A 24,303-nucleotide genomic window follows, 5' to 3' on the forward strand; every position below is an offset into this window, starting at 1 on the left:
CATGTGAACGCGGGGTCGTCTTCAACCAACTCCCGTCGGTCGGCATTCGCCATCGTCTGCTCTCTCCGCCCTGGCCTGACTGTCTTGGACCGTGGAGGGGCAGTAACGATGGCGGTTGAGAGTTGGGGCTCGCAGCCCCCGGCGGCCAGGGGCTCCACCGTGGGACTGCGAGTTGTAGGCGGCGGGGGTTCCAACCGTGCTCTATCGAAACCCGCGCCGGAGTGCGCGGTCGGTCAGGCGTGAGTAGCCCTGGACCGGCCGCGCCAAGACGCGGCCTAACACCCCCGACGGCCTGCTCGGCCACGTCTCGTTTCATCACCCGCGCCCCCTCTGAGGGCTGGGAAGCACGCTTCTCCTAGAAAGGTGTGGTAGCCCTTCTGTCTGCCAGCCAGGCGGCGCCACGCCGTTCATGAGGTGCCAGAGCTCGTCCGGACTGTTCGCTTGGAGGATGATGCCGTGATCGCATTCGCCCATGTAAATGGCGATGTGGCGGCGCCAGTAAGGGGAGTACATGAGGTAGAACCAGCCCCGGGCACGGCGCTGCAGTTCCGCCACCTGCCTCCTCGCTGCTTCCGCGGCGGGTTCGGCCTTGCCGGTCAACATGGAATCCTCCTGCCGTACAGGGTGGTGCCGGATATCGCCGTCATTTGTCCTTGCGTTCCGCCATCACCATGAGGAAGTGCGGGGCATCGCGCAGAGGAGCACGTTCGCCCTCCTCCGGCATGAAGTCGATCGTCCGGACCACGCCTGGGTCCCGAACGGAGAAGTCCCGCACGAGACCCATGACCTGGGACTCGCTGCGAACGTAGATCGGGACGCCGCCGTGCAGCTTCTCGTAGGCCGCTCGGCCTCGCTCGACGTTGGCCGGGTCCAAGCCGTCCCCGGTCACGTGCGTCAGAACGACCAGGCTCCGGGGCGCGAGACGGGCGCGCAAGGCGAACCTGAGGTCGGTGCACTCTTCGTCGGTCAGGAAGTGCAGCACCGCGCCCAGGATGACCACGACGGGCTTGCTCAGCCAGAGATGCGAGCCCATGGCGTCGAGCACCTTGGCGCTCTGACGCAGGTCCTGCTGCACCACGCTGATACCGGGTCCGCGCAGTAGTGCCCGGCAGGTGGTGACAACCAGTTGGTCGGAGTCCAGGGCGAGCCAGCGCACGTCAGGATTCACGCCGGCGGCGACGTCGTACAGGTCCGGCAAGCCGAGAGCGTCCATGCCTTGAACGGGCTTGCCGCATCCCAAGTCGGCGAACTGGGTGTAGCCCCGGCCCGCGAGATGGCGGACAACCCGGACCAACGCGGCGGCGTTCTCCTGGGCCACCTCGTCGACCTTCTCGTGGATCGTCCTTCGGAGCTCGTCCACGGCTTCGCGGTCACGGGCGAACGCCTCCTTGCCCGCTCCGCGCAGCGCGGCGTAGGTACGGGCGGGAACGGCCTTGGCCGGGTTGAAGCTGTCACCGGGTGGCGGCGTGAGAGGGGTGTCGGTCATGAGGATCTCGCCTGTTTCCGGGGAAGAGGGGGAGATGGTCACCATGCGGCCGTCTTCGGTGGTTGATCGTCCGATACGGCGAAGAACGCCCTGAGCCTGTTCCTGATCGTGACGGCGATCTGGTGGGCATCCGTGCCGACATCGACGCGTAGGACGTCGTATCCGGCCTGGATGAGCCGGTCACACGCCTGCCGGTAGAAGTGCGCCTCAGCATGGCTGGATCGGGGAGTCAGCTGGAACCGGTTGTGCGCTCCGCGCTCCGCCAGCCGTGCGGCGATCAGCTCGGGCGGGCCCTCCAGGACCACCGCTAAGTCCGGGCGTTCGGCAAGGGAGTTCACGCTCCACAGGAAGACCGGGTCCACTCCGTCGAACCGCTGCATGACCAGGGCCGAAGGCACGTACCTGTCGCAGAGGACGACCTCGCCGGCGTCCAGGTGGGGCTGGATCTCGGTCTCAAGGTGGTGGTAACGGTCGGCGGCGTACAGACACGCCAGCGCGGGGCCGGTGATGGTCTCGGTCATCTCGCGGGCAATCTTCCCGAGCACGCCGTTGGACGGTTCGGCGGTGGTGTGAACGTGCTCGCCATCGGCCACCAGAAGCTGGGAGAGGTGGGCGACGATGGTCGACTTCCCGGCGCCCGAGGGCCCGTCGATGCTCACGAACAAGCCGCGTCGATGGTCAGAAAAGGGTCGGAGCTGCGTCATCGGGCGATCCTTCGCAAGAGGTCGTCTTCGCGTCGTTCAGGAGGTCGGCCAGCTCCGCACCGTCAGCGAGATGAGCGAGCAGGCGGGCACAGGCGAGAGCGTCGTAGGCCGCGCGGTGCGGCTTCGAGCCGGCGGGCATGTCCGTGGCGAGCTTGAGCTCCTCGGCGAGCAAGCTCAGCTTGTACGAGGACCGGCCGGGCAACCTGTGCCGGGCCAGCTTCAGCGTGTCGATGACGATGGCGGGCTGGAACCCGCGCAGTTCCCGCGTCAGCACGCCGAGGTCCACGTGGGCGTTGTGCGCCACGAAGATGGTGTCCTCCAGGATGGCGCCGATCTCCGCGGCATATTCGGCGGCCGGCGGAGCAGACGCCACCTGCTCGTTGGAGATGCCGTGAATGCGGCGGGCCAGCGGAGTGATGGGGCTGGGTGGCTTGACCAGCCAGGTCAGTGGAGCTCCGATGACGCCGTCGTCGATCAGCACGATGGCCAGCTCCACCAGGTCGGGAGGGCGCTGCCCGTTACCCTCGACGTCCGCGACCGCGTAGCGGAACGCTGTCCATGGGGCGTTCTGGTCAGCCATTCGCGCTCTCCCATCCGAGGTCGGCTCGGCCGTGTCGCCGCTGGTGATGCGGGTGGGCGGCGTCATGGATCTGGAAGGCGAGCCGGTGCTGGAGGTAGTACCGCGGCTGCTCGGACGGGAGGCCCTCCACCTGGGCCGCCCGTTCCGTGACTTCGGTGACGTGCATGTGGGCCGCGTCGGGCAGGCCGGCGGCGGCCTCGTGGAGCTGGGCCGCGGTGGGGACCTGGTGCGCTCGGGCACACATGTTCAGTTGAGCGGCCGGACAGATGTCGCAGAGCTCGTAGATGCCGTAGTGGCCGTTGTAGTCCGGCAGACCGTGGACGTACGAGACAGCGCACGAGGTCTTCCTGAACAACGGCGGCGCGCCGGACGGCCGGCGCTCGAAGCGCGCGAGGATGCGTCTCTCCAGCGTCTCAGGGACGATCTTGCGGCGGGCGGTCTCCTGGTAGGGCTCGGGCAGGCCGTTGGCGCGGTAATAGTCCGCGATCTCGTCCCGGTAGAACAGACCGGTGAACACCGTGGCATCGGCCCACCCGGACAGAACCGCGGCCCGCGCCAGATGAGCGGTGGTGTCGTTCAGTCCGGGCACCAAGGGCCGCCAGTAGAAGATCGTCCGGTACCGGCGCGCGGCGTGGGTCGTGGCGAGCCGCATGGAGTTCACGACGGTCTGCGCGGGGTGCGGCTCGATCCTCTTGTCGCCGATCCCCGAGTACGTGAACAGCAGCGTCACCTTCAGGTGCCGTAGCGCGTTCAGCCGCTCGCAATCGCTGGCATTCATGCGAGCACGGGTGATCACGAGCACGTGGTTGGTGAGTTCGCGGCTGTCGAGGTCCTCCAGTACGGCGAACAGGTGCTCGCGGACGCCCGGCAGGAACGGGTCGGTGGCCCGGTTGAAGACCTGCAGCGGGGTGTCGTGCGGCCGGAAGTACCGGTGGCTGACGAGCTGTTCGACCGCCTCGGCGTCGCTCATCAGGGCCTGAGGCAGACGGGCGTCCCAGAGCCCGTAGGTGTGGCGGATGCAGTACGCGCAGCCGAGCGGGCAGCCCTGGATGTGATTGAGGGACAACCCGGACTTGCGGTATTCGACGACGTCACGAGCGCGCTCGGGCAGCGCCGCCACGGCCTCGGCAGGCAGCAGAGGGACGTAACGTGCGCTCATGAGCTGCCTCCCACGGGTACGGGCTGAGGTGTCGCCGTGAGCGTGGCATGAGGCTGACGAGAGGGCCTAGCAAGTTTCTCGGAGTTTCAGCAACTCCCTCCGAATCCGAGAAGCCGAGAAACTTGGCGCTACTCCTCGGGCTCGGTTTCGTCGGCCGGCAACAACCGCGACAGGTCCTCCATGACGTTCGTGATCAGGGCCCTGGCGGCTTGTCCGTAGGACGCCATCCCGGCCAGAGAGCGGAACACCCGGGCGTACTGCTCGATCTCCGGCGGCTGGGCGAGATGGAGCTCGGCGGTGAACGTCTCGACCATGACGAGGTCGTTGTCGAAGATCCAGAACCCATGCTTGGGGGCCGTCACATAGGCGGTGCCGAAGCCGATGACGCCGAGCCGGACGTTCGGCAGGGTCGAAGCGGCCACCAGCCGGTCGAGCTGCGGCACCATCACTTCAGGTGCACACAGCCGGTACCGCAGGGCGGCTTCGGTGACCACGAACTGGAAGCGTTTGCCCGGGTCGTAAAGGATCTGCTGGCGCGTCATGCGCGCCTGCAGGGCTTCCTCGATGTCGTTCGGCAGATTGTGCATGGCGATCGCTTCGGCCATGCGCGCACGGGCGTACTCCGCGGTCTGCAGCAGCCCGGGGATGTAGACCGGCTCGAAGACACGCAGCAGGCCGGCACGCCGTTCGGCATCGCCCCACTCGTTCTGGTGGTGGCTCATGCCTCCCCGCAGGACCCGCTGCCACTCGGCGTGACGCGATTCGAGGGTATGGAGCGAGGCCAGTAAGGCGAGCCGCTCTTCCTCGGTAGCGCCCGTCGCCTCGGCCCACGAACCGATGTCGGCGTCGCTGGGCGTCTGCCTGCCGGTCTCCAGCTTCGACACCTTCGAGTGCGGCCATGCGAGTAGCTCCGCGAGCTGACGGCCGGTCAAGCCGGCGGCGTTCCGCAGCTCGCGGAGCCTGGCCCCAAGTGCTTGCCGGGCCTGATGGACGCTGGTCACGCCCCGATTCTTACCTGATCTTGTAGTCATCCGGCAGTCGTGCCACGAACTCTTCACGTGAGAAGGAACGGTGAACGGCGTCGTCCAGCGCGGCGGCGCACTCCACGACCACGGCGGGATCGGTGATGATCTCCGCGCCGAGGAGCTGGTCGTCGTCCGTGAAGTGCAGCAGCGCGACCCGGGACGAGTCGAACACCCAGAAGTCCCGCTCCGGAAGGCCGGCGGCCTGACTGCGGTCGAGGTACCGGATGTCCTCACCGGCCGCCACGGTGTGGCGTGAGAGGTCGAGCCCGAACCTGCTGTAGTCGCTGAGCGGCAGCGAGACGACCCGGACGCGCTGGAAGATCTTGCCTTCCTCGGTTGCCTTGCCGACGATGCCCAGCCAGTTCTGGAACCAGGCCAGGTCTTCCGGCTCACCCTCCAGGAAGCGACGCAACGGTTCGCGTTCACTGGGCGAGTCGTACCGCTCTCGGGTCTCCAGCCTGCGGGCGGTGTGAGCGAACGTACGGAAGAGGTCTACGAACGCCGGCCCGCTGATCAGGGTCAAAGCGCCTCCTGGCCTTCTGTGGAGGTGGCGCGCTGACGGTTGTTCCGAGGGTCGTTGGTCAGCGGCTCGTCCGCGAACCGGAGGATGTCCCGCGTGATCTCCACCACTGTCTCGCCGTCCGGGATCTCACCGATGTCGGAGAGGGCCTGAGGGTCGGTGACGATGTAGCCCTGGACGAGGATGGTGCCCCGATCGGTGGCGAAGAGCGTCGGAGAGCCGCCCTCTCCTGACCCTGATCCCAGATACTTGACCCTCATCGTGTCCCGCTCCTTCGAGAAGCTTTCAGGAAGTTTCTCCACGAGAAGACACCGGTTCGTTGTGATGGTCAAGCCTCCCAACCAGCTTGATCTAGCTCGCACTTTCCACAGGCGGTGGATGCAGGGTCAGCACAGATTGCCTACAAACCACTGGCGTGCGGGACAGTGACTGTCAGCCAAGGACAATTCAGACTGCGGCCGGGTCGTCAAGGATGCCCTGCCCGGTACGACGCCTTCTCCATGCGATCGATGGACTTCCGTTCGCTTCATTTATCGAATATCGTCGATTTACGATGAACGAGGAGAAAGTGCCTCTGCCGCGCGCGGACGCGGAGGAGTACGCGAGTTGGTTCAGGGCCCTGGCCGACGCCACTCGGATCCAGATCGTGTCGCTGCTGGCGCGGCGGCGGGCACCGATGAGCGTGGGCGAGATCGTGGCTGCGTCCGGGGTTGGGCAGTCCACCGTCTCACACCATTTGAAGATCCTGGCCGAGGTGCGATTCGTGCTGGTCGAGCGGCAGGGCACCTCCAGCCTGTACCGGATCAACGAGAACTGCGTGAGTTGTTTCCCGACCGCCGCCGACGTGGTCATGGGCAATCCCGTGCCGTCCGCGCCCACGTGCGAGTGAAGGAGCGTCGCTATGGCGCACGAAGAGATCATCGACCATTACTCAGCTCTGGCCCGTGCCGCGAGCGCCGGCCGGGTCGTCACCGACTGCGGGCAGGACGCGTTCGATCAGGGTTGCTTCGGCGCGGTCGATTATGACGAGCTCGGCGTGCTGCCCGATGGAGCCGTGCGGGCCAGCCTGGGTTGCGGCAACCCGGTGGCCATCGCTGAGCTGCGTACGGGGGAGACGGTGCTCGACCTCGGCTCGGGCGGTGGCATTGACGTGCTGCTGTCGGCGCGACGCGTCGGACCAGAGGGCTGGGTGTACGGGGTGGACGCCAGTGCGGACATGCTGGAGCTGGCCCGGCGTAATGCCGATCAGGTCGGCGCACGCAACGTGGAGTTCCTGCACGGCACCATCGAGCGGGTGCCGCTGCCGGATCGGTCGATAGACGTGGTGATCTCCAATTGCGTGATCAACCTGTCCAGTGACAAGGCCGCGGTGCTGGCCGAGGTGTTCCGGGTGCTGCGGCCTGGCGGCCGGTTCGGCGTCAGCGACGTGGTGGTCGACGGCGAGCCGGACGAGGCCCGAAGGGCGGCGGTCGAGCAGCGCATCGGCTGCGCGGCCGGGGCGCTGTCGACGAGCGAATACCGTGCGCTGCTGGCCGGGGCTGGCCTCACTGGCCTGCGCATCACGCTGACCGCCGATCACGGCGACGGCGTGCACTCGGCAATTGTTCAGGCCGCCAAGCCCGTCGCCGGGCCTGGCGTGGAGATCCGGCCGATGCGCGAAGACGACGCCGATCAGGTGCTGGCCATCTACCAGGCCGGGCTGGACACAGGCCAAGCCAGCTTCGAGACCGCCACCCCGAGCTGGGAGGCATTCACCGCGGCCCGGCTACCCGGGTTGCGTTACGTGGCCTGCGACACCGGCACGGGACGAGTGCTGGGCTGGGTGGCCGCCTCGGCGGTCTCGTCCCGGTGCGTGTACGCCGGGGTGGTCGAGCACAGCATCTACATTCACCCAGGCTGCCAGGCCCAGGGCATCGGCCGGGCGCTGCTGACCGCGTTCATCGCCGCCAGCGAGGACGCGAGCGTCTGGACGATCCAGTCCGGCGTCTTCGGCGAGAATACCGCCAGCCTGGCCCTGCACCAGGCGCTCGGGTTCCGGGTCGTCGGCACCCGCGAACGCCTCGGCTGCCACCGGGGCGTCTGGCGGGACGTGCTGCTGATCGAGCGCCGCAGCGCCGTGACCGGAATCTGAGCTGCGGCCCGGGAACACGGATGGCCGCAAGGTGGTTACACATCCCGTGACCGGTGTGCCCAGTGTCCCCGGGCCTCACCTATCGCCTTCGCGGACTACCGTTCGGCTGGAGCCGCGTTGTGCCTTTCGCCGAGAGGCGACACGCACACCGGTACGCACACGTTGAGACTGAGGCCCCTCTGCAAGTCGGTGGGGCCTCAGCCATCTTCTCCCTGGCTCCATGGATTTGATGTGTGTCAATATAGACGTGCACCTATTTCGATGGATGTCTATACGGAAGGGTAGTGGATGGAACTGCTGGAGATCTTGGAGTGCAGCCCGCCGCTGACCCGCGAACCGCTAGACGCCGAGCAGGCGGCCGGGGTGGCGCGCGTGTTCAAGGCGCTGGGCGACCCCGTACGGCTGCGTATCCTGTCGATCGTGGCCAGCCGCGCCGGCGGCGAGGTATGCGTGTGCGACATCACCGACGCCTTCGAGCTGTCCCAGCCAACCATCAGCCACCACCTCAAGGTGCTCAAGGAGGTCGGGCTGCTGACCTCCGAGCGGCGCGCTTCCTGGGTGTACTACCGGCTGGTGCCCGAGACGCTGGGCGAGCTGTCGGCGCTGCTGACCCTGCCCGCCGGCAGGACCGCCGACGGGCCCGCCAGCCTGTCGACCGCTGCAGCGGCGGTGCCGCGGTGATGTCGGCTCAACCGGCACAGGTCACCGCGCCGCCGGCTGGCGTGATCGGCGCTCTGTCGGTGCTGGATCGGTTCCTGCCGGTGTGGATCATCGCGGCCATGGGCGCAGGGCTGCTGCTCGGCCGTCTGGTGCCCGGCCTGGGCGCCGCGCTGGACGCCGTCAAGATCGGGCAGATCTCGCTGCCGATCGCGCTCGGCCTGCTGCTGATGATGTACCCGGTGCTGGCCAAGGTCCGCTACGACCGCCTCGGCACCGTCACCGGCGACCGCCGCCTGCTCCTCTCCTCCCTGCTGCTCAACTGGGTACTCGGCCCGGCGCTGATGTTCGCGCTGGCCTGGATCCTCCTGCCGGACCTGCCCGAGTACCGCACCGGCCTGATCATCGTCGGGCTGGCCCGCTGCATCGCCATGGTCCTCATCTGGAACGATCTGGCCTGCGGCCACCGCGAGGCCGCCGCCGTCCTGGTCGCGCTCAACTCCATCTTCCAGGTGATCGCCTTCGGCGCGCTGGGCTGGTTCTACCTGCAGGTGCTGCCCGGCTGGCTCGGCCTGCCGCAGGCCGCGCTGGACGTCTCCGCCTGGGACATCGCCTTCTACGTGCTGGTCTTCCTCGGCATCCCGCTGCTCGCGGGCTACGCCTCGCGCAAGCTTGGAGAGCGCGCCAAGGGCCGAGCCTGGTATGAGCAGCGCTTCCTGCCGCGCGTCGGCCCGATCGCCCTGTACGGGCTGCTGTTCACCATCGTCATCCTGTTCGCCCTGCAAGGCCACACCATCACCTCTCAGCCTGGCGACGTGGCCCGCATTGCCCTGCCGCTGCTGGCCTACTTCGCCCTCATGTGGGGCGGCGGCTTCCTCACAGGCCGGGCGATCGGCCTGCCGTACGACAAGACCACCACGCTCGCCTTCACCGCCGCCGGCAACAACTTCGAGCTGGCCATCGCCGTGGCGGTCGGCGTGTTCGGCGTCACCTCCGGCCAGGCCCTGGCCGGCGTGGTCGGCCCGCTCATCGAAGTCCCCGTCCTGGTCGCCCTGGTCTACGTCAGCCTGGCCGGCCGCCGCCTGTTCGGCGCAAGCACGTAAGGAGCCGGTGCGGTGAAGGTGCTGATGGAGTATGGAGCTGGGCGGCGCGGCATCGCATCGCCTGGGGCGTCCTGGCCGCCGTCGTGTGGACCGCGCTGGTCTACCTGTTCGTGGACAACATTCTGATCGCCCTGCTGTGCGGTGCCGCCTTCGGCGCCGTCTCCGCCGCCACGCTGCCGCCCGCGCCGCCCCCGTCGCCCTCACCCTGAAGAAAGGTTTGTCCCATGGCTGAGAAGCCCAGCGTGCTGTTCGTGTGCGTGCACAACGCCGGACGCTCCCAGATGGCCGCCGGATGGCTCACCCACCTGGCCGCAGGCCGCATCGAGGTCCGCTCGGCCGGATCGGCGCCCGCCGACCAGGTCAACCCGGTCGCCGTCGAGGCGATGCGCGAGGTCGGCATCGACATCACCGCTGAACAGCCCAAGATCCTCACGTCCGACGCCGTCCAGGCATCTGACGTGGTGATCACGATGGGCTGCGGGGACGCCTGCCCGATCTTCCCCGGCAAGCGCTACGAGGACTGGAAGCTCGACGACCCGGCCGGGCAGGACATCGAAGCCGTCCGGCCGATCCGCGATGACATCCGCCGCCGGATCGAGAAGCTACTGGCGGAACTTGTGTCGGACTGATCCTCCGCCGTGATGGCGGGGCCCGCGTCATGTCCGGGCCAGAGATGACTGTCGGTGCTGGGTGGTTTGCTGTGCTGTATGACGCTGGTGAATTGGGAGCGCTTGCCGGGCGAGACGGTGGAGGAGTTCGTCGCGGCGATGCTGCTGCTGCGGCATCCGCACGGTAACCGGATCACTCCCTCACGCGGGGACCGCGGCGTCGACATTCGGATCGCCAACCCGGATGGCTACGACATTTACCAGGTCAAACGCTTCTGCCGGCCGCTGACCTCCCGGCAGGTCACCGACGTGGAGAACTCCTGGCAGCGCTTCGTCGATGAGACGCTGCCGACGTTGCCGGTCCGCTCCTGGACGCTGGTCACACCGTGGAATCCCACCCATGAGCGGCTGGCGTGGTTGGAGCGGCTGACCGCGGGCAGCGGGCTGCGCATCAGCTGGATGGACCGCGATCACCTCGACGGCATGGCGGCCGACCACCCGGCGCTGATCGCGTACTACTTCGGCGACGGCGGCGAACGGATCCAGCACCTGATGGCGCAGGCGTTACAGGGCGGGCGAGACATGCCCGATCCCGGCCAGGTTCCGGCCGAGAGCCTGCTGACAGCCGCGATCGAGCGCTATGAGGGCCTGGCCTCGGCCTTGACCGACGTCGATCCGTTCTACCGCTACGAGTTCGACGTACGCGAAGGGCGGGTGAGCGAGCTGCCTTGGGACGGGGACGTCCTCGGCGACGACCTCACCGCCTTCTTGCGCTACCTGCAGCTCAACGAGCGGCACTACCTGGTGATGCGCCTGGTGGCGCGAGCGGTGGAGTCGTTCAGCCTGCGTCCGATCACCGGCTCGTTGGAGCTGCAGGTGCCGGTCGACTCGGCCGAGCGGCAGGCGGTGGAGGAATTCCTCCGCTACGGCGCACCCTTAGCCGACATCGACGGCACGATCACCCACAGCTCGGGACCGCCCGGCCTGCCGGATGAGTCGGGCCCCGGCCGGCTGAGCTTCATGGTCGCCGCCGGTGCGGCCGGTGATCGGCCTGACCTGGAGGTCCGCCTGGTCGCTGCGGACGGCACCGTGCTGCACGCGCTGGATCTGGTGCAGGTGCGCGCCTCACGCGGCGTGGACGGCCCCGGCATCTGGCTGGCCGGCCAGGACCCGGGCGGCCTGCTGCACCTGCAATTCCTGGTCAACGCCGGTGACCGCGACACCTTCCGCCTACAGGTGGATCTGGACGATTTGGTCGGCAAGACCCCGGCCCAGGTGTTGCCGGCGATGCGCCTGCTCGCGGCCCTGGCACCGGACACCACCCTCCTGCTGGCCGTGCGCGGCGGCCCCGCGTACTCGCCCCGCTGGCAGCCCGAGGCGTCCTCCCTGGCGCTCCACGCCCGCCGGCAGCTCCGCGTCCTGGAGGCGTTGCAGGTGATCCAGTCCCACAGTTACCAGCGCATCGTGATCCCCGCGCCCAGCAGCACCTCCAACGAAGAACTTGCCGGGATCATCCAGCTGGCCCACCTGCTGCAGGGCGGTCAGATCGACGCGACGTGGCCGCAGGTGGACTTCCCGATTCCCGCCAACGCCGGCCCGCCGCCTGAGGGCGAGTTCTCCGTCGCCATCTTGCACGAGCTGAACGCGCGGGTGGGCGGCCGCCAGATTCCTCTGGGCATGTACCAGTGCGTCACCTACCTGGCGGCGCGGATCGCTGATCCGGCAGAAGCGGCAGCAGCCCAGGCTGGCGACAGCATCCGCCTGCTGCCTGGCTCCACCGACCGAGCATTGATCACCGTCGTATCGGCCGCCGAGGCTCTCGCCGCTCTCGCCGCGCGAGGCGGCGCGCCGCCGACCGGATAGCGCCCGCGGAACGCGGGCCCTCGTGCGTCGTCGTCCTGACCATGGACCGGCCAGCTCTGCGGCTTGCCGTCGAACTGGCCTTGGCCGGCTCGATAGCCTGAGCGAGGGGAGCTGTTTCCCCATTCTGGCGGTCCTCCTACGTGATGAGCAGCATGACGGTCGCCACCAGCAGCCGGGCTGCGGTCAGCAGCGTGTCCGGCTGCACGCGATCCGGGGTCTCGGCCGGAGTCTGGTAGCCGGGCATTCCCATGCCGACGCCGATCGCGGCCAGGCCGGCGGCGGCGTAGCGGCGGTTGTCGGAGGCCATCGCGCCCGCCTTCAGCGGCACGCCGGTCAGGCGGGCGGCCCGGTCCAGCGTGGCCAGCAACGCGTGAGCGGGGCCGCCCGCCTCGACAGCGGCGGCCTCGTGCAGCTGCGCGGCACCGTCGAGGTTGATCACGAGCGTGTCCGGCGGCAGGGTGGGGGCGTGGTGGGCCGAGCCCCACGCCCCCGCCTCCTCCGCGTCCAGGAAGGCCACCATCAGCTCCAGCGCCCCCAGCGGAGCGGCGGTCAGCACGCGGGCGGCCTCCAGGACCGCGGCCACTCCGGAGGCGTTGTCCGCGGCTGCGGGCAGGCGGCGGTCGGGGTCGTCACCGACGCCGTCGTAGTGCGCGCTCAGCAGCACCCGTACCCGGCTCGCATCGCCCTGAGCGGGGTGGGGGAAGCGGGCGTGGACGTTGTGGCCGCGAGTGGTGATCTGCCGCAGCGGCATCGAGGCGGTCACCTGGACCGGGCCGCTGGCCAGGGCTTCGGCCAGGCGGGCGTGCACCTCGGTGCGCAGGGCGATGACGGGCACCTGCCGGGCGGGCGGCCCGGCGATCATCTTGGGCATCCAGCCCTCGGCGTCGGTGCCGCGCACGGTCAGCACACCTACGGCACCGTGAGCCTCGGCAAGCTCGCACGCTCGCCCCCAGTCCGCGGCCCCGGCCAGCACCCACCGGCCGTGCAGGTCGGCCTCGGAGACTGCGGCCAGCGGGGCGGAGTGCGTGTGCGCCAGGTCGGCGGAGGCGAGGTGTTCGACGAAGTCGCGGCGGTGCTGCAGGCGCTGCGCCTGCCCGCTGGTGCTCCATTCGAGGACGGGCGTGGCGTACAGCTCGCGCACGCCGGCCACGTCGAAGCCGGACAGCGCTGTTGCGGCGCCCAGCTCGCCGAGCCGCTCGATGAGCCAGATGGCGGCGGCCTGGCCGCCGGGTGTGCCCACGCGTCGCCCGGCGTAGCGGTCACCGGCCAGCTCGCGCACCGTGGCCTGCATCCGCCCCGCCGACACCGCCTTCAACAGAGCCGACAGACCGGCTGCGGGCCGGTCCACGCCTGGAAGCGTGGAGGTCATCCGCAGCATCCGGTGGACGTGGGGTCCGTGGCCTGGGTGGCGGCGGGGGCCTGGGTGGCGGCGGGCGCCGGGGCCTGGCCGCAGCAGCCGGACTGGGCGGCCTCCTGGGCCACGGCGGTGCTGCCACAGCAGCTCGTGGCCGCCTGATCCGCCTCGCTCACGCTGGTGGCGCTGGTGGCGGGGGCTCCGCAACAACCGTCGGCGGCAGGCGGGGTGAACGCCTCCGCCAGGTCACCGGTGAAGCCGCCGCTGGTGTGGTTCGTCATCGTGGTCTCCTTCGCCGGGTGAACGGGAGTAGGCCGCCACTCGAAGAGTTAGATGGGTGTCTAAGCAGCGCCACGATCTCATATTGCTTAGATGAGCGCCAAGATAGACGAATATCGAATCATCCTCTGTGACGCACCGGGCGCCGACAACTGCGGCTTAGGGTTAGTGAGCGGACACCAGGGGCGGATCGCGCCGGACACGGCGGGCAGCGAGCCGGGCAAGGAGCGTGGTGCTATGGCCCTAAACGACAGCACCCTGCCCGTGCCGTCGACGCGCTCGCTGCCGCTGGCCTTCGCCTCCGGCGCGGCGGTAGGCGCGTTAGGAGGGATGATCGGCCTGGGCGGCGCCGAGTTCCGGCTGCCGCTGCTGATCGGCCTGTTCGGCTTCGCCGCGCTATCGGCGGTCATCGTGAACAAGGCGATGAGCCTGGTCGTGGTACTGGTGGCGCTGCCGGCCCGGCTGGCCGCCGTCCCCCTCGCCGAGCTGACCGCGCACTGGACGGTCGCGGTCAACTTGCTGGCCGGCAGTCTGCTGGGCGCCTGGGCAGGAGCCTCGTGGGCGGTACGGATGCGCACCGCCACCCTCTACAAGGTCCTCGCGGCTCTGATGGTGCTCATGGCCGCCGCTCTCGTGCTCACCCACACCACGGCCCTGGGATCGCTCGCCCTGCCCGGCGCAGCGCTGGCGGTGACCGGCGTCGCGGCCGGGTTCGGCATCGGGGTGGTGGCGGCCACCATGGGCGTGGCCGGCGGCGAGCTGCTGATTCCGGCGATCGTGTTGCTGTACGGCGTTGACGTCAAGGCGGCGGGCAGTCTCTCGCTGGTGGTGTCGCTGCCCACCATGCTGGTCGCGTTCGCCCGCTACAGCCGGGACGGCAGCTTCGCCGTCCTGGGCGCCAACGTGCGCTTCACTCTCATCATGGTCGCCGGCTCCATTGCCGGTGCCCTCCTCGGCGGCCTGCTGCTGGGCGTGATCCCCGATCTCGTCCTCGTTCCCGTCCTGGCCGCCATCCTGCTGATCTCAGCGGTCAAGATGGCCCGTCACGCCTGACCTTCACGGCGACCGTCCTGTCCACGTGCGAGCGAGAGATCAGGCCAAGGTCCACAACCGCGCGTCTACCGCTGGGCGGTGATCTCGGCGACCATCTGCCGGGCTGTACGGCCCGCGCCGATCAACGTGGCCGAAGCGGGCCCGGTCCAGTCTCCGTAACCGAGCAGGTGCAGGCGCGGCTCGCCCACCGCCCGGGTGCCGCGGGTGGGGATGAGCCCGTCCGGGCCGCGCAAGCCCAGGGGCGCGAGGTGGCTCAGAGCGGGACGGAAGCCGGTGCACCACAGGATCACGTCGCAGGCCAGCGTGCTGCCGTCTGCCCAGGCGACACCGCCCGGGGTGATGTGGGTGAACATGGGCTCGGCCTTGAGCACGCCGCGGTCGCGGGCCTCGCGCACCGGCGGGACGGCGACGATGTCGCCCAGGTCGGCGATGCCCGCCGCAGGCTCGCCCGCCTGTTCGCCCGCCTGGGTGGCGCGGTGGCGGCGGGTGGCCAGGTCGAACAGGACGCGGCCGTCGATGTCGTCCGGCAGCAGGCGCGGCGGCCGCTGGGTCACCCAGGTGACCTCGGCGACGGCGGTCAGCTCGGCCAGCAGTTGGGCGGCGGAGTTGCCGCCGCCGACGATGACCACGCGCTTGCCGCGCAATGGTTCGGGGCCTCGGTAGCCGGCGGTGTGCAGGTGCTCGCCGCCGAAGTCGCGCAGGCCGGGATAGTACGGGATGTAGGGGCGCCACCAGGTGCCGGTCGCGCTGACCACCGCCTTGGCCTGCCAAGTGCCGTGGCCGGTCTCGACCAGGAGACGGCCGTCACCGCGCCGCACGGCGTTCACCGTGACCGGGCGCAGCACCGGCAGGTCGTAGCGGCGTTCGTAGTCGGTCAGGTAGGCGACAACCTCGGCGGCGCTCGGGTAGCCGCCGCCGGGCGGGATGGGCATCATGCGGCCGGGCAGCGAGCTGTACTGGGCCGGGGAGAACAGGCGCAGGCTGTCCCAGGCGTGCCGCCAAGCGCCGCCGACGCTGTCCTGGGCGTCGAGGATGACGAAGTCGGCCTTCGCGCGGCGCAGGTAGTAGCCGGCGGCTAGGCCCGCCTGCCCGCCGCCGATCACCAGGACGTCGACGGGCCGGGGACCGGCTGTCATGCGGGCAGCAGCTCCAGCTCTGTGCGTCCTGCCGCAGGCTGGGGGCGGGCCCAAGAGCGGGCTCGGTGAGCGGGGTGAACAGGGCGCCGAGCCGGTTCACCGCCTCGGGGATGATGCGGTAGTAGACCCAGGTGCCGCGCCGCTCCCCGTCGATCAGCCCGGCCGTGCGCAGCACCTTGAGGTGGTGGGAGATGGTGGGCGCGGTCAGGTCGAAGGCATCGGTCAGGTCGCACACGCACGCCTCGCCGCCGGCGTGAGAGCCGATCATCGACAGCAGGCGCAGCCGGACCGGGTCGGCGACCGCCTTGAGCATGACAGCGAGCTCGGCGGCGGTGTCCTCGGCCAGCGGTTCGCGGGCGATCGGGGCGCAGCACTGGCCGGTGGGGACGGTCATGACAACCCCTCCTGATTAGAAGTCTGTCGAAATTATAGGCGGTGGTAGGCGACCAGCGCGAACGCGGCGATCGCGCAGGCGGCGGCCACCGCGCCCATCACCCAGCCGTAACCCGCGGCCTGGGCCAGGGCGAGGGCGCCGAGCGGGGCCAGCGCCTTGTCCGCGACGGAGAAGACCGCGATGCGGCCGGCCAGGCTGGCGTAGGCGGCGGTGCCGTAGCGGCCGACCAGCAGGTGCGGCAGGGTGATCGAGGCGATGCCGAAGCCCAGCCCGAACAGCAGCACCGCGCCGATCGCGCCGGCGACGCTGCGGCCGATCAGCGGCAGCAGCAGGGCGGCCACGCCTTGCAGGGCGAAGATGGCGGCGGCGATGAGGGCGGCGGGCAGCCGGGTCTGCAGGCCGGTGGTGATCAGCCGCCCGGTCACCGACAGCACGCCCAGCAGCCCGGCCAGCGTGGCGGCCAGCACCGGCGGATGGCCGAGGTGGATCAGGTAGGTGATGAGCAGGACCGCCACGGTGGCGACCGCGCCGCCGCTGACGGTGAAGGCGATCACCAGCAGCCAGAACGGCCGAGCGCGGGTGGCCGCCTTGACGATGGCGGCCCGCTCCTGCGCCGCGGCCGACGCCTGCTTCCTCGCTGTACGGGCGCGGCGCAGCACGAGGGCGTGCAGCGGGATCGCCGCCAGGCCGTAGAGCAGGGCCAGGATCACCAGTGCCGTACGCCAGCCGTACCGGTCCACCAGCAGACCGGTCAGCGGCAGGAAGATCGAGGAGGCGAACCCGGCCACAATGGTCAGCGCCAGCAGCCCGTTCGCCCGGCCGCGCTCGTCACCGGCGTAGAGGGAGACGATGACGGCGAACGCGGCTTCGTACAGCACCAGGGAACAGGCGACGCCGACGAGCGCGAACACCCCGTACAACTGCGGCAGGCTCTCCACCCGCGACCAGGCCAGCACCGCCACGGTGCCCAGCAGCGACCCGATGGTCATCAGGACCCGCCCGCCACGGGCGTCCAGCAGGCGGCCGACCAGCGGCGCGCACAACGCGGCGATGAGGACGGACAGGGTGAGTGCCGCGGCGATCTGCGCGGGCGTGGCGTGCAGGTCACGGGCCATCGGGGCCAGGAAGACGGAGAAGGCGTAATAGAGCACGCCGTAGCCGATGGTCTGGGTGACGGCCAGCGCGGCGACGACCCGCCAGCCATGTCCGGAACGTGGCGGACCGCCGCCCTGCTGGTCGAGGGCGGCGGTCTCGGCGGGAGAAGTCATGCCGGACAGGCGATCAGCGCGCGGCCCTCGGCCGTGGTCGCCCACCCGCCCGCGCCCGTCTCGGTGATGAAGCCCTGGGCCTGCAGCCGCCAGGCGAGCGTTCCCGCCATCCGGGCGATCGCCTTCGCGTAGCCGGGATTGGTGCTGGCCTGCGGGCGGCGACCAGCTCATCGGCCAGCCGGTGGGCGGGCATCGGCTCGTGGTCGCAGATGAGGCGTAGCGCCTCCTTCTGCGCGGCGGTTGGATAGCCGTCGGACATCAGGGATGTTCCTTTCAGCCGCAGCAGCCGCCGTCGCCGGCGGAGACCGTGGCCAGGGGGAGCGGGGCCGACAGCAGGCCGCCGCTGATGCCGGTGGCCAGGCCGACCCGCTGTTCCTGGGCCTCGGCCAGATTGGAGGAGCACACGCCGGTCTCGGGCAGGTCGAGTTGCACGTCCCGGGCCGCCTCCCAGTCCCCGGCCAGCGCCGCCACGACCGAGCGGACCTGCTCGTACCCGGTGGCCATGAGGAACGTCGGCGCGCGGCCGTAGCTCTTGACGCCGACCGCGTAGTAGCCGGGCTCGGGGTGCGCCAGCTCGTCCACGCCGTGGGCGGGGACGGTGCCGCAGGAGTGCTGGTTGGGGTCGATCAGCGGGGCCAGGGCGCGGGTGGAGCCGAGCACCGGGTCCAGGTCCAGGCGCAGCTCGGAGGCGATGGAGTGGTCGGGACGGTAGCCGGTGGCCGACACGATCCGGTCCACGGTGACGCTCTGCTCGCGGCCGGACGGATCCCGGCTGACCACCTCGACACCTTGGCCGGTGGCGTGGACGCGGTGGGTGAAGAAGCCGGTCAGCAACTGGATGCGGCCGGAGGCGACGTGGGCGCGCAGCCGGGTGCCGAGCGCACCTCGGGCCGGCAGCGCGTCGGCCTCGCCACCGCCATAGGTGCGAGCGGCGTCACCGGCCCGGATCGCCCAGGTGATCGGGGTATCGTCCAGCTCGGTCAGGGCGAGCAGCGTGGTTGCGGCCGAGTGGCCGGCACCGACGACCAGCACCCGCTTGCCCTCGTAGCGGTCACGGTCGGCGCCGAGCACGTCGGGCAGGGCGTGGTCGACGACCACCTCGTGCTCGCCGTGAGCGGGCAGGCCGCTCGCGCCGAGCACGTTCGGGCTGGTGTAGGTGCCGGAGGCGTCGATGATCGCGCGGGCGGTCAGTTCGGTGCCGTCGGCCAGGCGGATCAGGAACGGGGCGTCGTCGCGGCCGGCGGTGCGGACCCGGTCGTAGCCGAGGCGGCTGATCACGCTCACCTTCGCGCCGAGCCGTACCTTGTCGCCGAACAGCTTGGCCAGCGGGGCGAGGTAGTCGTCGATGAGCTCGGCGCCGGTCGGCAGCCAGTCGGGGTCGGGCGCGCTCCAGCCGTCGGCCTCCAGCAGGCGGCGGGCGGCGGCGTCGATGTTGTACCGGTAGGGGCTGAACACTCGGACGTGTCCCCACTGCGACACCGACGCACCGGCCTGCTCCCCCGCTTCCAGCACAACGAAGTCGAGACCCCGTTCCGTGAGGTGGGCCGCCGCGGCCAGGCCGACCGGGCCGGCGCCGATGACCACGGTGGGCAAGTCACCGGGCTGTGCGGCCTGGCGGCTGGGCTCCAGTTCGACAGCGGTGGGACCGCAGCATCCGCTCATGGCGCTTCTCCTCATCGTTACGCGAACCAGGCGAGTCCGCATTGTTTTGAAGGTTGTCTAAGTAGCCTCGATGGCAGGATGCCCGAGGATTTAGAGGAATGTCAAATTAGATCAGCATCTAATCAGTGGGCATGCGGCGATGGGGCCGCTCACGCGCGGGCGGGCCGGCGGCTTTCGCGCAGGTGGCGGGCGAGCGCGGCGACGACGCGGCGGGCGTCGACACCGACCCCGCGCAGCGTGTTGGAGGAGGGGGTCCGCTGCCACTCCAGGCCCAGGTAGCCGAGGCCGGGATGGCTCAGGGAGAGGCCATGGCGTTGGCGGGGATGCCCGCCGGCGTTCACCGCGCCCAGGTCGGCAAGGTAGGGCAGGTTCGGCCGGTAGCCGGTGGCCAGCAGCACCGCATCGACGCGTTCGCTCCGGCCGTCGGGCCAGACCGCATGATCGCCGTCGAGCCGGATGAACATCGCTCGACGCGTGTAGCGGCCCTCGCGCAGCGCCCGGCGGTAGCGGCCGTCATCGAGGACGGGCGAGGCGGGCGGGTTGTCCGCACGCGCCAGCGGCAGGCGGTCGAACCCGGTCACTTGGAACCAGAAGTGCAGGTCCCGGCCGAGTGGGCGCTGCTCGACGAAGCGGATCGGCGCTCGACTGGCCAGCGTCACCCGGCGCTCGGCGGCCAGCTCGTAGGCGACCTGGACCGCCGAGTTGCCCGCTCCGACCACGACGACGTGCTCGCCCGGCAGCGAGGCCGGCGAGCGGTAGTCGGCGACGTGCAGCACCGGGCCGGCGAAGGTGTCCAGGCCGGGCAGGGGCGGCCGGTGCGGGCGATCGAAGGAGCCGCTGGCCGCGATGACGGCCGGGGCGGTCAGCTCCTGCCCATCGGACGTGCGCACGAGGAAGGCGCTCTTGCCCGGCTCGCCGGCGGCGTGGACGGTCTCGACGCGGGTGCCGGTACGCAGCTCGGCGCCGCGCTCGATCAGGGCGGCGGCGTAGCGTTCCAGGTAGGCGACGACCTCGTCGCGGCATGGATAGCGCTCAGGGTCGCCACCGAAACCCATGCCGGGCAGGCTGCTGTAGCGGGCGGGGGAGAACAGGGCGAGGCTGTCGTAGTAGCGCGGCCAGGACCCGGCCGCCCGGTCTGAAGCCTCCAGCAGCACGGGCTGCAGCCCCTGCTCCAGGGCGGCGTGCGCGGCGGCCAGGCCGGACTGCCCGGCTCCGATGATCAGGATGCGGTCGTTGTCGATGGGCATGTCGCAGAACGTACCGCCATTTTCTAATATGTCAATAAGTTGGTATGAGAGTAAGGTGCAGGGGATAGGAGGGAGCAAGCATGGCCGAGGCCACGACATCACCAGCCGCGACGACGGGCGCCACGTGCGTTCCGCAACTGCCGCAGGCCACCCAGGACTTCCTCAAGGCCCTGGCCAACCCGGGACGCCAGCAGATCATGCTGCTGTTCGCCCAAGGCAGCGAGCTGTCGGTCAACCAAGTCGCCGAACGCGCCGGCATCAGCCAGTCCGCCGCCTCCCAGCAACTCGCCCTGCTTCGCCGTGGCGGCATCGTCACCTCCCGCCGCGACGGCAAGGAAGTGCTGTATCGAGGCGACCGCGACAGCGTCGCCCGCATCCTCAGCGACCTGCAGAACTACCTGAAATTCTGCTGCTGACCGTCTGTTGTCGGAGCGAGCTCAACCAGCCGAACCGGTGGCGGAAGTCCTACCGCAGAACTGCCGGACAGCAGCCGCGTGGCGCAGCTCTGTAGTCGAGCCAAAAATGTCAGCACACAGCCGTACTCTCCTAGAAATCCGTAGCGGCATGCCAGCACAAGCTGAAGGGGAGTTGGTGGTGAGCGCGAGCCAGTACCGCAGGCAACTGGAGAACAAACGCAAACAGCGTCTTGACGCGGAGAAGAACGCGGCGAAGTACCGCAGCAAGGAAACAGAGAAGCGGAACGCGGCGAGCAAAGCACGAGCAGCGGCGGAGAAGGCCAAGAGCAACACCACCAGAGCCAGCAAGCTACGCGAAGCGCAACGCGCTGATCAGGCTGCTGCAGCGGCTGGCAAGGACGCCATCCGCTGGGAGAGCAGAGCAGGGGTGTACGGCAAGTCTGAAGCGGACTTGCAGGCCAAGCTTGCCAAAGCGGAGCAATCCGAAGCTGACGCGGCCGAGCGCCGCCGCCAGCGTGAACAACAGCGGGCTGACCGCCTGCGTGCGGCCGAAACCGCATCCCTCCAGCACCGCATGAACCGAACGGAGTCGATCGTGACCACCGCGATGCGTGAATTGCGAGCCCCCAAGCCGGAGAAGCTCCGGATCCTGCTCCTGGGCGCCGCTTCAGCAGGGGACCTGCGTGTAGGGCGCGAGCAGAAGCGCATACGCTCCGCCGTTGAATCGGCCCTGCACCGTGACCAGGTCGTACTCGACGTCCGGCCCGCCGCGACCACTGCCGACCTGCTGGATGGCATTACCAAGTTCCGGCCCCACGTCGTGCACTTTTCCGGGCACAGCACCGAGGACCTGATCTGGTTCGAAGATGAACGCGATGAGCGCCATGAGGGCTTCATCGTCTCCGGCCGGGCATTCGCCTCTGCGGTCCAAGCCGCCGATGAACCACCGCTCCTGGTGCTGCTGAACTCCTGCAACTCCGCAGCTCAGATTGAGCATCTTGTCGAGCACGTCGCGCCGTTCGCCATCGGCATGACCGGCGAAATCCAGGACGGCGATGCGATCACCTATGCCGCCCAGTTCTACGCCGCCCTTGCGAATGGACAGTCAGTACGATCGGCCCATCTCTCAGCACAGGCGGCACTGGAACTGGCCGGGTTGTCCGGAGCAGAGCTCCCGATGCTGGCCTACGCCGACAATGTCGATCCCTCCTCCGCGTGGCTCGTCAAGCCCGTCGAGTGAGGGCCTAGATCTAGCGCTTGTGCCGCTAGAACTCTTGTTGATCTAGAACTCTTGTTGATCTAGAACTCTTGTTGATCTAGAAGTGGGCAAACGAGTCACGTTTGAGCCTGGGAATGGCCCAGGGCTTGGGTGCTGTCATGTGGTGAGCCCGGCGGTGGTGAGGAGTTCGGTGAGGGTGCGTTCGTAGTAGCGCCAGGCCCGGCTGAGGGGCCGGCCGGCGGGCCGATCCGGGGCGGAGAGCTGGTCCAGGTCGGTCAGAGTGGGGACGACGACGCGGGCCGATAGTTTGGTGAAGAAGCAGGCGATCTGCCGTCCGTAGGGGGTGATGCGGTAGCGGTTGTGCCCGGGCAGGCGTTCGATGAGGCCCTTGCGGCGTAATCGGCGCAGGTCGTAGGTGGCCTGCTGGCGAGTGTAAGGGTGGTCGAGCTGCGGCTGCATGGCGGCGACCAGGGTGGCGTTGGTCAGGCCGCCGATGAGGTGGCCGAAAGTGGCCAGGGTGGCGAGCAGGGCCATCACCCGCGGATCTCCGAAGCGTAGTCCTGGTGCCCGGAGCCCCTCGTGGGTGGAGGGGAGGACCACCTGCTGCAGGGTGGTCACGTCGGGCGGCGGTGGTGCGCCGCGGCCGACCGCGTCGAGGAACCGGGTGTTGACTGCGGTGCCGGCCTGGCGCAGCGCGGTCCAGTTCTCGACGGTCAGCGGTTTCCTGACGCCGAAATCGCGGGGGTTGTTGATGGTGGTCTCCACCCGGAGCGCGCGTCCGTCCTTGAGGTAGGCCTTGACCTTGGAGGACTTGTAGTGGATCTGAATGGTGGGGTCGATGTCCCGGGTGATGACCTGGGTGGCGAACCGGCCCGGGGTGTTCGGCATGATGCGCCGGTCGACCACCAGGGTGACCTTCTCCGGCCGGCCCAGGTCCAGATGCTCCTTGATCGCCGCGTCGAACCAGGCGCGGCCGTTGGCCGGCTGGTCGAACACCGCGGTGTCGGAGAACTCGATCTGGCGGATGGACCAGTCGTAGCCGAATCCGGCTGCCTGATCCGCGCCGGTGAGCGGGCTGGGCAGGCGCGACAGCCAGCGGTTGAGGAAGCCGCGCACGTGCCCGGCGTCCAGGGTGTCGGCCAGGTGCTGGGCGGCGCGCGGCTCGGCGCAGTCGCGGATGCCGTTGTCCAGGGCGCGGAAGGCGACACCGGCCGCGATCAACTGCTGCTTGAGCCATTCGTGGCCGTTGCACCAGGCCCAGACGGGGTAGGGCGCGTACGGGCAGAGCTTGAAGAAGCCCGGCCCGAAACGGCGGTCCCACACATAGAAGTAGTAATGGTTTACCCACAGTGCCTGCCGCCGGTAGCAGAAGTGCGGATGACGGTCCGAACCGCCTCGCCGGAACCCGCGCCAGCCCGACACCCGCTCCTGCGCGATGCCGATGTAGACGACGCTGTCCCGGCCGGTCTCGGCCGCCGCCCGCAGGTACGGCGCGACGATGTCCTCCTTGCACGCCCGGCGCGGGAAGTGCTCCATCGCGATGTCGTGCGCGGCGGCGTAGTCGTGGATGTCGGCGATCAGCCGCTCGTGGATGACGCCGAGCCCGGCCGGGGACGGGATCGGGTATCCGCGGTGCAGCAAGAAGCGCACCACCATGCCCTCCGTCTGCAGGCCAGGAACGTACCCCTGGGCGAAGATGCGATCCACGCACGACAGCCGGAACGCGGTGTGCTTGGCGAGAAGCGCCGATACCGAAGCCATGGCTGACCTCCCGGCCACTGAACCCGGTCACCCCAAGCGTTGACTCCACCTCGGACGGTAGCCGCGACCTCCCGCCATCCACCTTCAAACCACCACAAGCACAAAACTGTCACGCCGCCGCCCATCAACGGTGCGTAACCACCGCGGACCCCGCTCGGCGGTCTGAGGCTCGCTCGCTAAATCTAGCGGCTCTGCTAGCGGTCGATACCGCTCCCGATCAGCGATCTAGCATTTCCGCAGGCTCATGTCGAGCGCCCCCGAACTCCTTCAGGGGCGCTCTTGCGGAGCCCGTGTGGGCGCTAGGAGAGGATCTCGAAGCTCACCGTCACGTTGCCGTTCTCGGCGACCGCCACGGGGATGACCTGGCGGATGGCGGCTCCCGCGACGGCCAACGGGCGGTCGGGGCTGCGTACGTTGCTGACCAGGGTGTGGATGCGGCGCTGGCCGCGCAGATACTAGCGGTAGAGCCGCGCCACGGCCAGTGCCCGGAACATCGGGCCGACCAGACCGGCCGCCGAGGCCTGCGCGACCGCTCTCTAGTGCTCGGCCAGCAGGACGGCGATCTCCGTCATCCGTCGTTCAGGAGGCCCAGTGACAGGGAGGGCCGCGAGACCACTGAGCCGTCGACTCCTGCGATGATCATGTGGACCTCCCTCACCTTCATCGAACGCCGCGAAA

26 protein-coding genes and 1 pseudogene are annotated in these 24,303 nt (G+C 69.4%); 10 read left to right on the forward strand and 17 right to left on the reverse strand.

Annotation, left to right across the window (positions count from 1 at the left end; all coding sequences use genetic code 11):
- Positions 1 to 315: 315 nt before the first annotated feature.
- The 8 genes from KIS93_RS56510 to KIS93_RS56545 all read right to left on the reverse strand — a co-directional run bounded on the left by KIS93_RS56510 (position 316) and on the right by KIS93_RS56545 (position 5,806).
- Positions 316 to 603: a hypothetical protein gene (locus KIS93_RS56510; protein WP_080039348.1), complete on the reverse strand. Its 288-nt coding sequence runs from the start codon at positions 601 to 603 to the stop codon at positions 316 to 318.
- A 40-nt stretch (positions 604 to 643) separates the two neighbouring features.
- Positions 644 to 1,531 carry an SAM-dependent methyltransferase gene (locus KIS93_RS56515; protein ID WP_080039349.1) on the reverse strand — a complete coding sequence of 296 codons (888 nt, stop codon included), beginning with the start codon at positions 1,529 to 1,531 and terminating at the stop codon, positions 644 to 646.
- On the reverse strand, positions 1,525 to 2,145 hold the full coding sequence (gene tmk, locus KIS93_RS56520) for a dTMP kinase (RefSeq protein WP_230466499.1): 621 nt from the start codon (positions 2,143 to 2,145) through the stop codon (positions 1,525 to 1,527). The genes KIS93_RS56515 and tmk overlap by 7 nt, the downstream gene beginning before the upstream one ends.
- Before the next feature lie 19 nt (positions 2,146 to 2,164).
- A complete protein-coding gene (locus KIS93_RS56525) occupies positions 2,165 to 2,770 on the reverse strand; it encodes a 3'-5' exonuclease (RefSeq protein WP_080039351.1) in 606 nt (201 codons plus the stop codon).
- The gene (locus KIS93_RS56530; protein ID WP_080039352.1) at positions 2,763 to 3,929 is read right to left on the reverse strand and encodes a radical SAM protein; all 1,167 of its coding nucleotides are present in this window, start codon (positions 3,927 to 3,929) and stop codon (positions 2,763 to 2,765) included. Before KIS93_RS56530 ends, KIS93_RS56525 begins: the two co-directional genes overlap by 8 nt.
- A gap of 128 nt (positions 3,930 to 4,057) precedes the next feature.
- Positions 4,058 to 4,930: a helix-turn-helix domain-containing protein gene (locus tag KIS93_RS56535; protein ID WP_230466232.1), complete on the reverse strand. Its 873-nt coding sequence runs from the start codon at positions 4,928 to 4,930 to the stop codon at positions 4,058 to 4,060.
- 10 nt (positions 4,931 to 4,940) lie between these two features.
- The gene (locus KIS93_RS56540; RefSeq protein WP_080039354.1) at positions 4,941 to 5,477 is read right to left on the reverse strand and encodes a DUF6879 family protein; all 537 of its coding nucleotides are present in this window, start codon (positions 5,475 to 5,477) and stop codon (positions 4,941 to 4,943) included.
- Entirely contained in the window at positions 5,474 to 5,806 is a 333-nt protein-coding gene (locus tag KIS93_RS56545) for a hypothetical protein (protein WP_329607737.1), read from the reverse strand. The genes KIS93_RS56540 and KIS93_RS56545 overlap by 4 nt, the downstream gene beginning before the upstream one ends.
- Before the next feature lie 221 nt (positions 5,807 to 6,027).
- On the opposite strand from KIS93_RS56545, the gene KIS93_RS56550 reads away from it, so the two are divergent.
- From KIS93_RS56550 to KIS93_RS56575, 7 genes are all read left to right on the forward strand, one after another.
- Entirely contained in the window at positions 6,028 to 6,363 is a 336-nt protein-coding gene (locus tag KIS93_RS56550) for an ArsR/SmtB family transcription factor (protein ID WP_080039355.1), read from the forward strand.
- Positions 6,364 to 6,375: 12 nt separating this feature from the next.
- Positions 6,376 to 7,605, forward strand: a complete 1,230-nt coding sequence (locus KIS93_RS56555) for a GNAT family N-acetyltransferase (protein WP_080039356.1) — start codon at positions 6,376 to 6,378, stop codon at positions 7,603 to 7,605.
- Between the two features lie 288 nt (positions 7,606 to 7,893).
- Positions 7,894 to 8,286, forward strand: a complete 393-nt coding sequence (locus KIS93_RS56560) for an ArsR/SmtB family transcription factor (protein WP_080039357.1) — start codon at positions 7,894 to 7,896, stop codon at positions 8,284 to 8,286.
- Positions 8,286 to 9,365, forward strand: a complete 1,080-nt coding sequence (gene arsB / locus KIS93_RS56565; RefSeq protein WP_080039358.1) for an ACR3 family arsenite efflux transporter — start codon at positions 8,286 to 8,288, stop codon at positions 9,363 to 9,365. Before KIS93_RS56560 ends, arsB begins: the two co-directional genes overlap by 1 nt.
- Before the next feature lie 83 nt (positions 9,366 to 9,448).
- A complete protein-coding gene (locus KIS93_RS68070) occupies positions 9,449 to 9,574 on the forward strand; it encodes a hypothetical protein (protein ID WP_268966966.1) in 126 nt (41 codons plus the stop codon).
- 15 nt (positions 9,575 to 9,589) lie between these two features.
- Positions 9,590 to 9,994 (forward strand): arsenate reductase ArsC, encoded by a 405-nt coding sequence (locus tag KIS93_RS56570; RefSeq protein WP_080039359.1) that lies wholly within the window; start codon positions 9,590 to 9,592, stop codon positions 9,992 to 9,994.
- Between the two features lie 54 nt (positions 9,995 to 10,048).
- Positions 10,049 to 11,836: a PDDEXK family nuclease gene (locus KIS93_RS56575; protein WP_186405046.1), complete on the forward strand. Its 1,788-nt coding sequence runs from the start codon at positions 10,049 to 10,051 to the stop codon at positions 11,834 to 11,836.
- 136 nt (positions 11,837 to 11,972) lie between these two features.
- Here KIS93_RS56575 and KIS93_RS56580 read toward each other — a convergent pair whose 3' ends face one another.
- On the reverse strand, positions 11,973 to 13,184 hold the full coding sequence (locus tag KIS93_RS56580; RefSeq protein WP_230466233.1) for a M28 family metallopeptidase: 1,212 nt from the start codon (positions 13,182 to 13,184) through the stop codon (positions 11,973 to 11,975).
- 17 nt (positions 13,185 to 13,201) lie between these two features.
- Entirely contained in the window at positions 13,202 to 13,471 is a 270-nt protein-coding gene (locus KIS93_RS56585; protein ID WP_155127588.1) for a hypothetical protein, read from the reverse strand.
- Positions 13,472 to 13,562: 91 nt separating this feature from the next.
- On the opposite strand from KIS93_RS56585, the gene KIS93_RS56590 reads away from it, so the two are divergent.
- Positions 13,563 to 14,522: a sulfite exporter TauE/SafE family protein gene (locus tag KIS93_RS56590; protein WP_230466234.1), complete on the forward strand. Its 960-nt coding sequence runs from the start codon at positions 13,563 to 13,565 to the stop codon at positions 14,520 to 14,522.
- A gap of 65 nt (positions 14,523 to 14,587) precedes the next feature.
- On the opposite strand, the gene KIS93_RS56595 is transcribed toward KIS93_RS56590, so the two are convergent.
- The 5 genes and pseudogenes from KIS93_RS56595 to KIS93_RS56615 form a co-directional block, all read right to left on the reverse strand.
- Positions 14,588 to 15,658, reverse strand: a complete 1,071-nt coding sequence (locus KIS93_RS56595; RefSeq protein WP_080039363.1) for an ArsO family NAD(P)H-dependent flavin-containing monooxygenase — start codon at positions 15,656 to 15,658, stop codon at positions 14,588 to 14,590.
- Positions 15,659 to 15,713: 55 nt separating this feature from the next.
- Positions 15,714 to 16,052 (reverse strand): annotated as a pseudogene (locus KIS93_RS56600) (metalloregulator ArsR/SmtB family transcription factor); the annotation flags it as partial.
- 32 nt (positions 16,053 to 16,084) lie between these two features.
- Positions 16,085 to 17,320, reverse strand: coding sequence for an MFS transporter (locus KIS93_RS56605; protein WP_080039365.1), 1,236 nt, complete (start codon positions 17,318 to 17,320; stop codon positions 16,085 to 16,087).
- Positions 17,321 to 17,593: 273 nt separating this feature from the next.
- Positions 17,594 to 18,904 (reverse strand): FAD-dependent oxidoreductase, encoded by a 1,311-nt coding sequence (locus KIS93_RS56610; protein WP_230466500.1) that lies wholly within the window; start codon positions 18,902 to 18,904, stop codon positions 17,594 to 17,596.
- Between the two features lie 227 nt (positions 18,905 to 19,131).
- Positions 19,132 to 20,229, reverse strand: coding sequence for a flavin-containing monooxygenase (locus KIS93_RS56615; protein ID WP_222108067.1), 1,098 nt, complete (start codon positions 20,227 to 20,229; stop codon positions 19,132 to 19,134).
- Positions 20,230 to 20,309: 80 nt separating this feature from the next.
- Here KIS93_RS56615 and KIS93_RS56620 point away from each other — a divergent pair, with 80 nt between their 5' ends.
- Entirely contained in the window at positions 20,310 to 20,645 is a 336-nt protein-coding gene (locus KIS93_RS56620; protein WP_080039367.1) for an ArsR/SmtB family transcription factor, read from the forward strand.
- 178 nt (positions 20,646 to 20,823) lie between these two features.
- Positions 20,824 to 21,885, forward strand: a complete 1,062-nt coding sequence (locus KIS93_RS56625; protein WP_080046800.1) for a CHAT domain-containing protein — start codon at positions 20,824 to 20,826, stop codon at positions 21,883 to 21,885.
- A 135-nt stretch (positions 21,886 to 22,020) separates the two neighbouring features.
- On the opposite strand, the gene KIS93_RS56630 is transcribed toward KIS93_RS56625, so the two are convergent.
- Both KIS93_RS56630 and KIS93_RS66810 read right to left on the reverse strand, forming a co-directional pair.
- Complete coding sequence (locus KIS93_RS56630; protein WP_080039368.1) at positions 22,021 to 23,625, reverse strand: hypothetical protein; 1,605 nt, start codon at positions 23,623 to 23,625, stop codon at positions 22,021 to 22,023.
- Between the two features lie 299 nt (positions 23,626 to 23,924).
- Positions 23,925 to 24,077, reverse strand: a complete 153-nt coding sequence (locus tag KIS93_RS66810; protein ID WP_155127594.1) for a WS/DGAT domain-containing protein — start codon at positions 24,075 to 24,077, stop codon at positions 23,925 to 23,927.
- Positions 24,078 to 24,303: the final 226 nt, after the last annotated feature.

The organism is [Actinomadura] parvosata subsp. kistnae (assembly GCF_900323885.1).
GTDB classification, from domain to species: Bacteria; Actinomycetota; Actinomycetes; order Streptosporangiales; family Streptosporangiaceae; genus Nonomuraea; species Nonomuraea composti.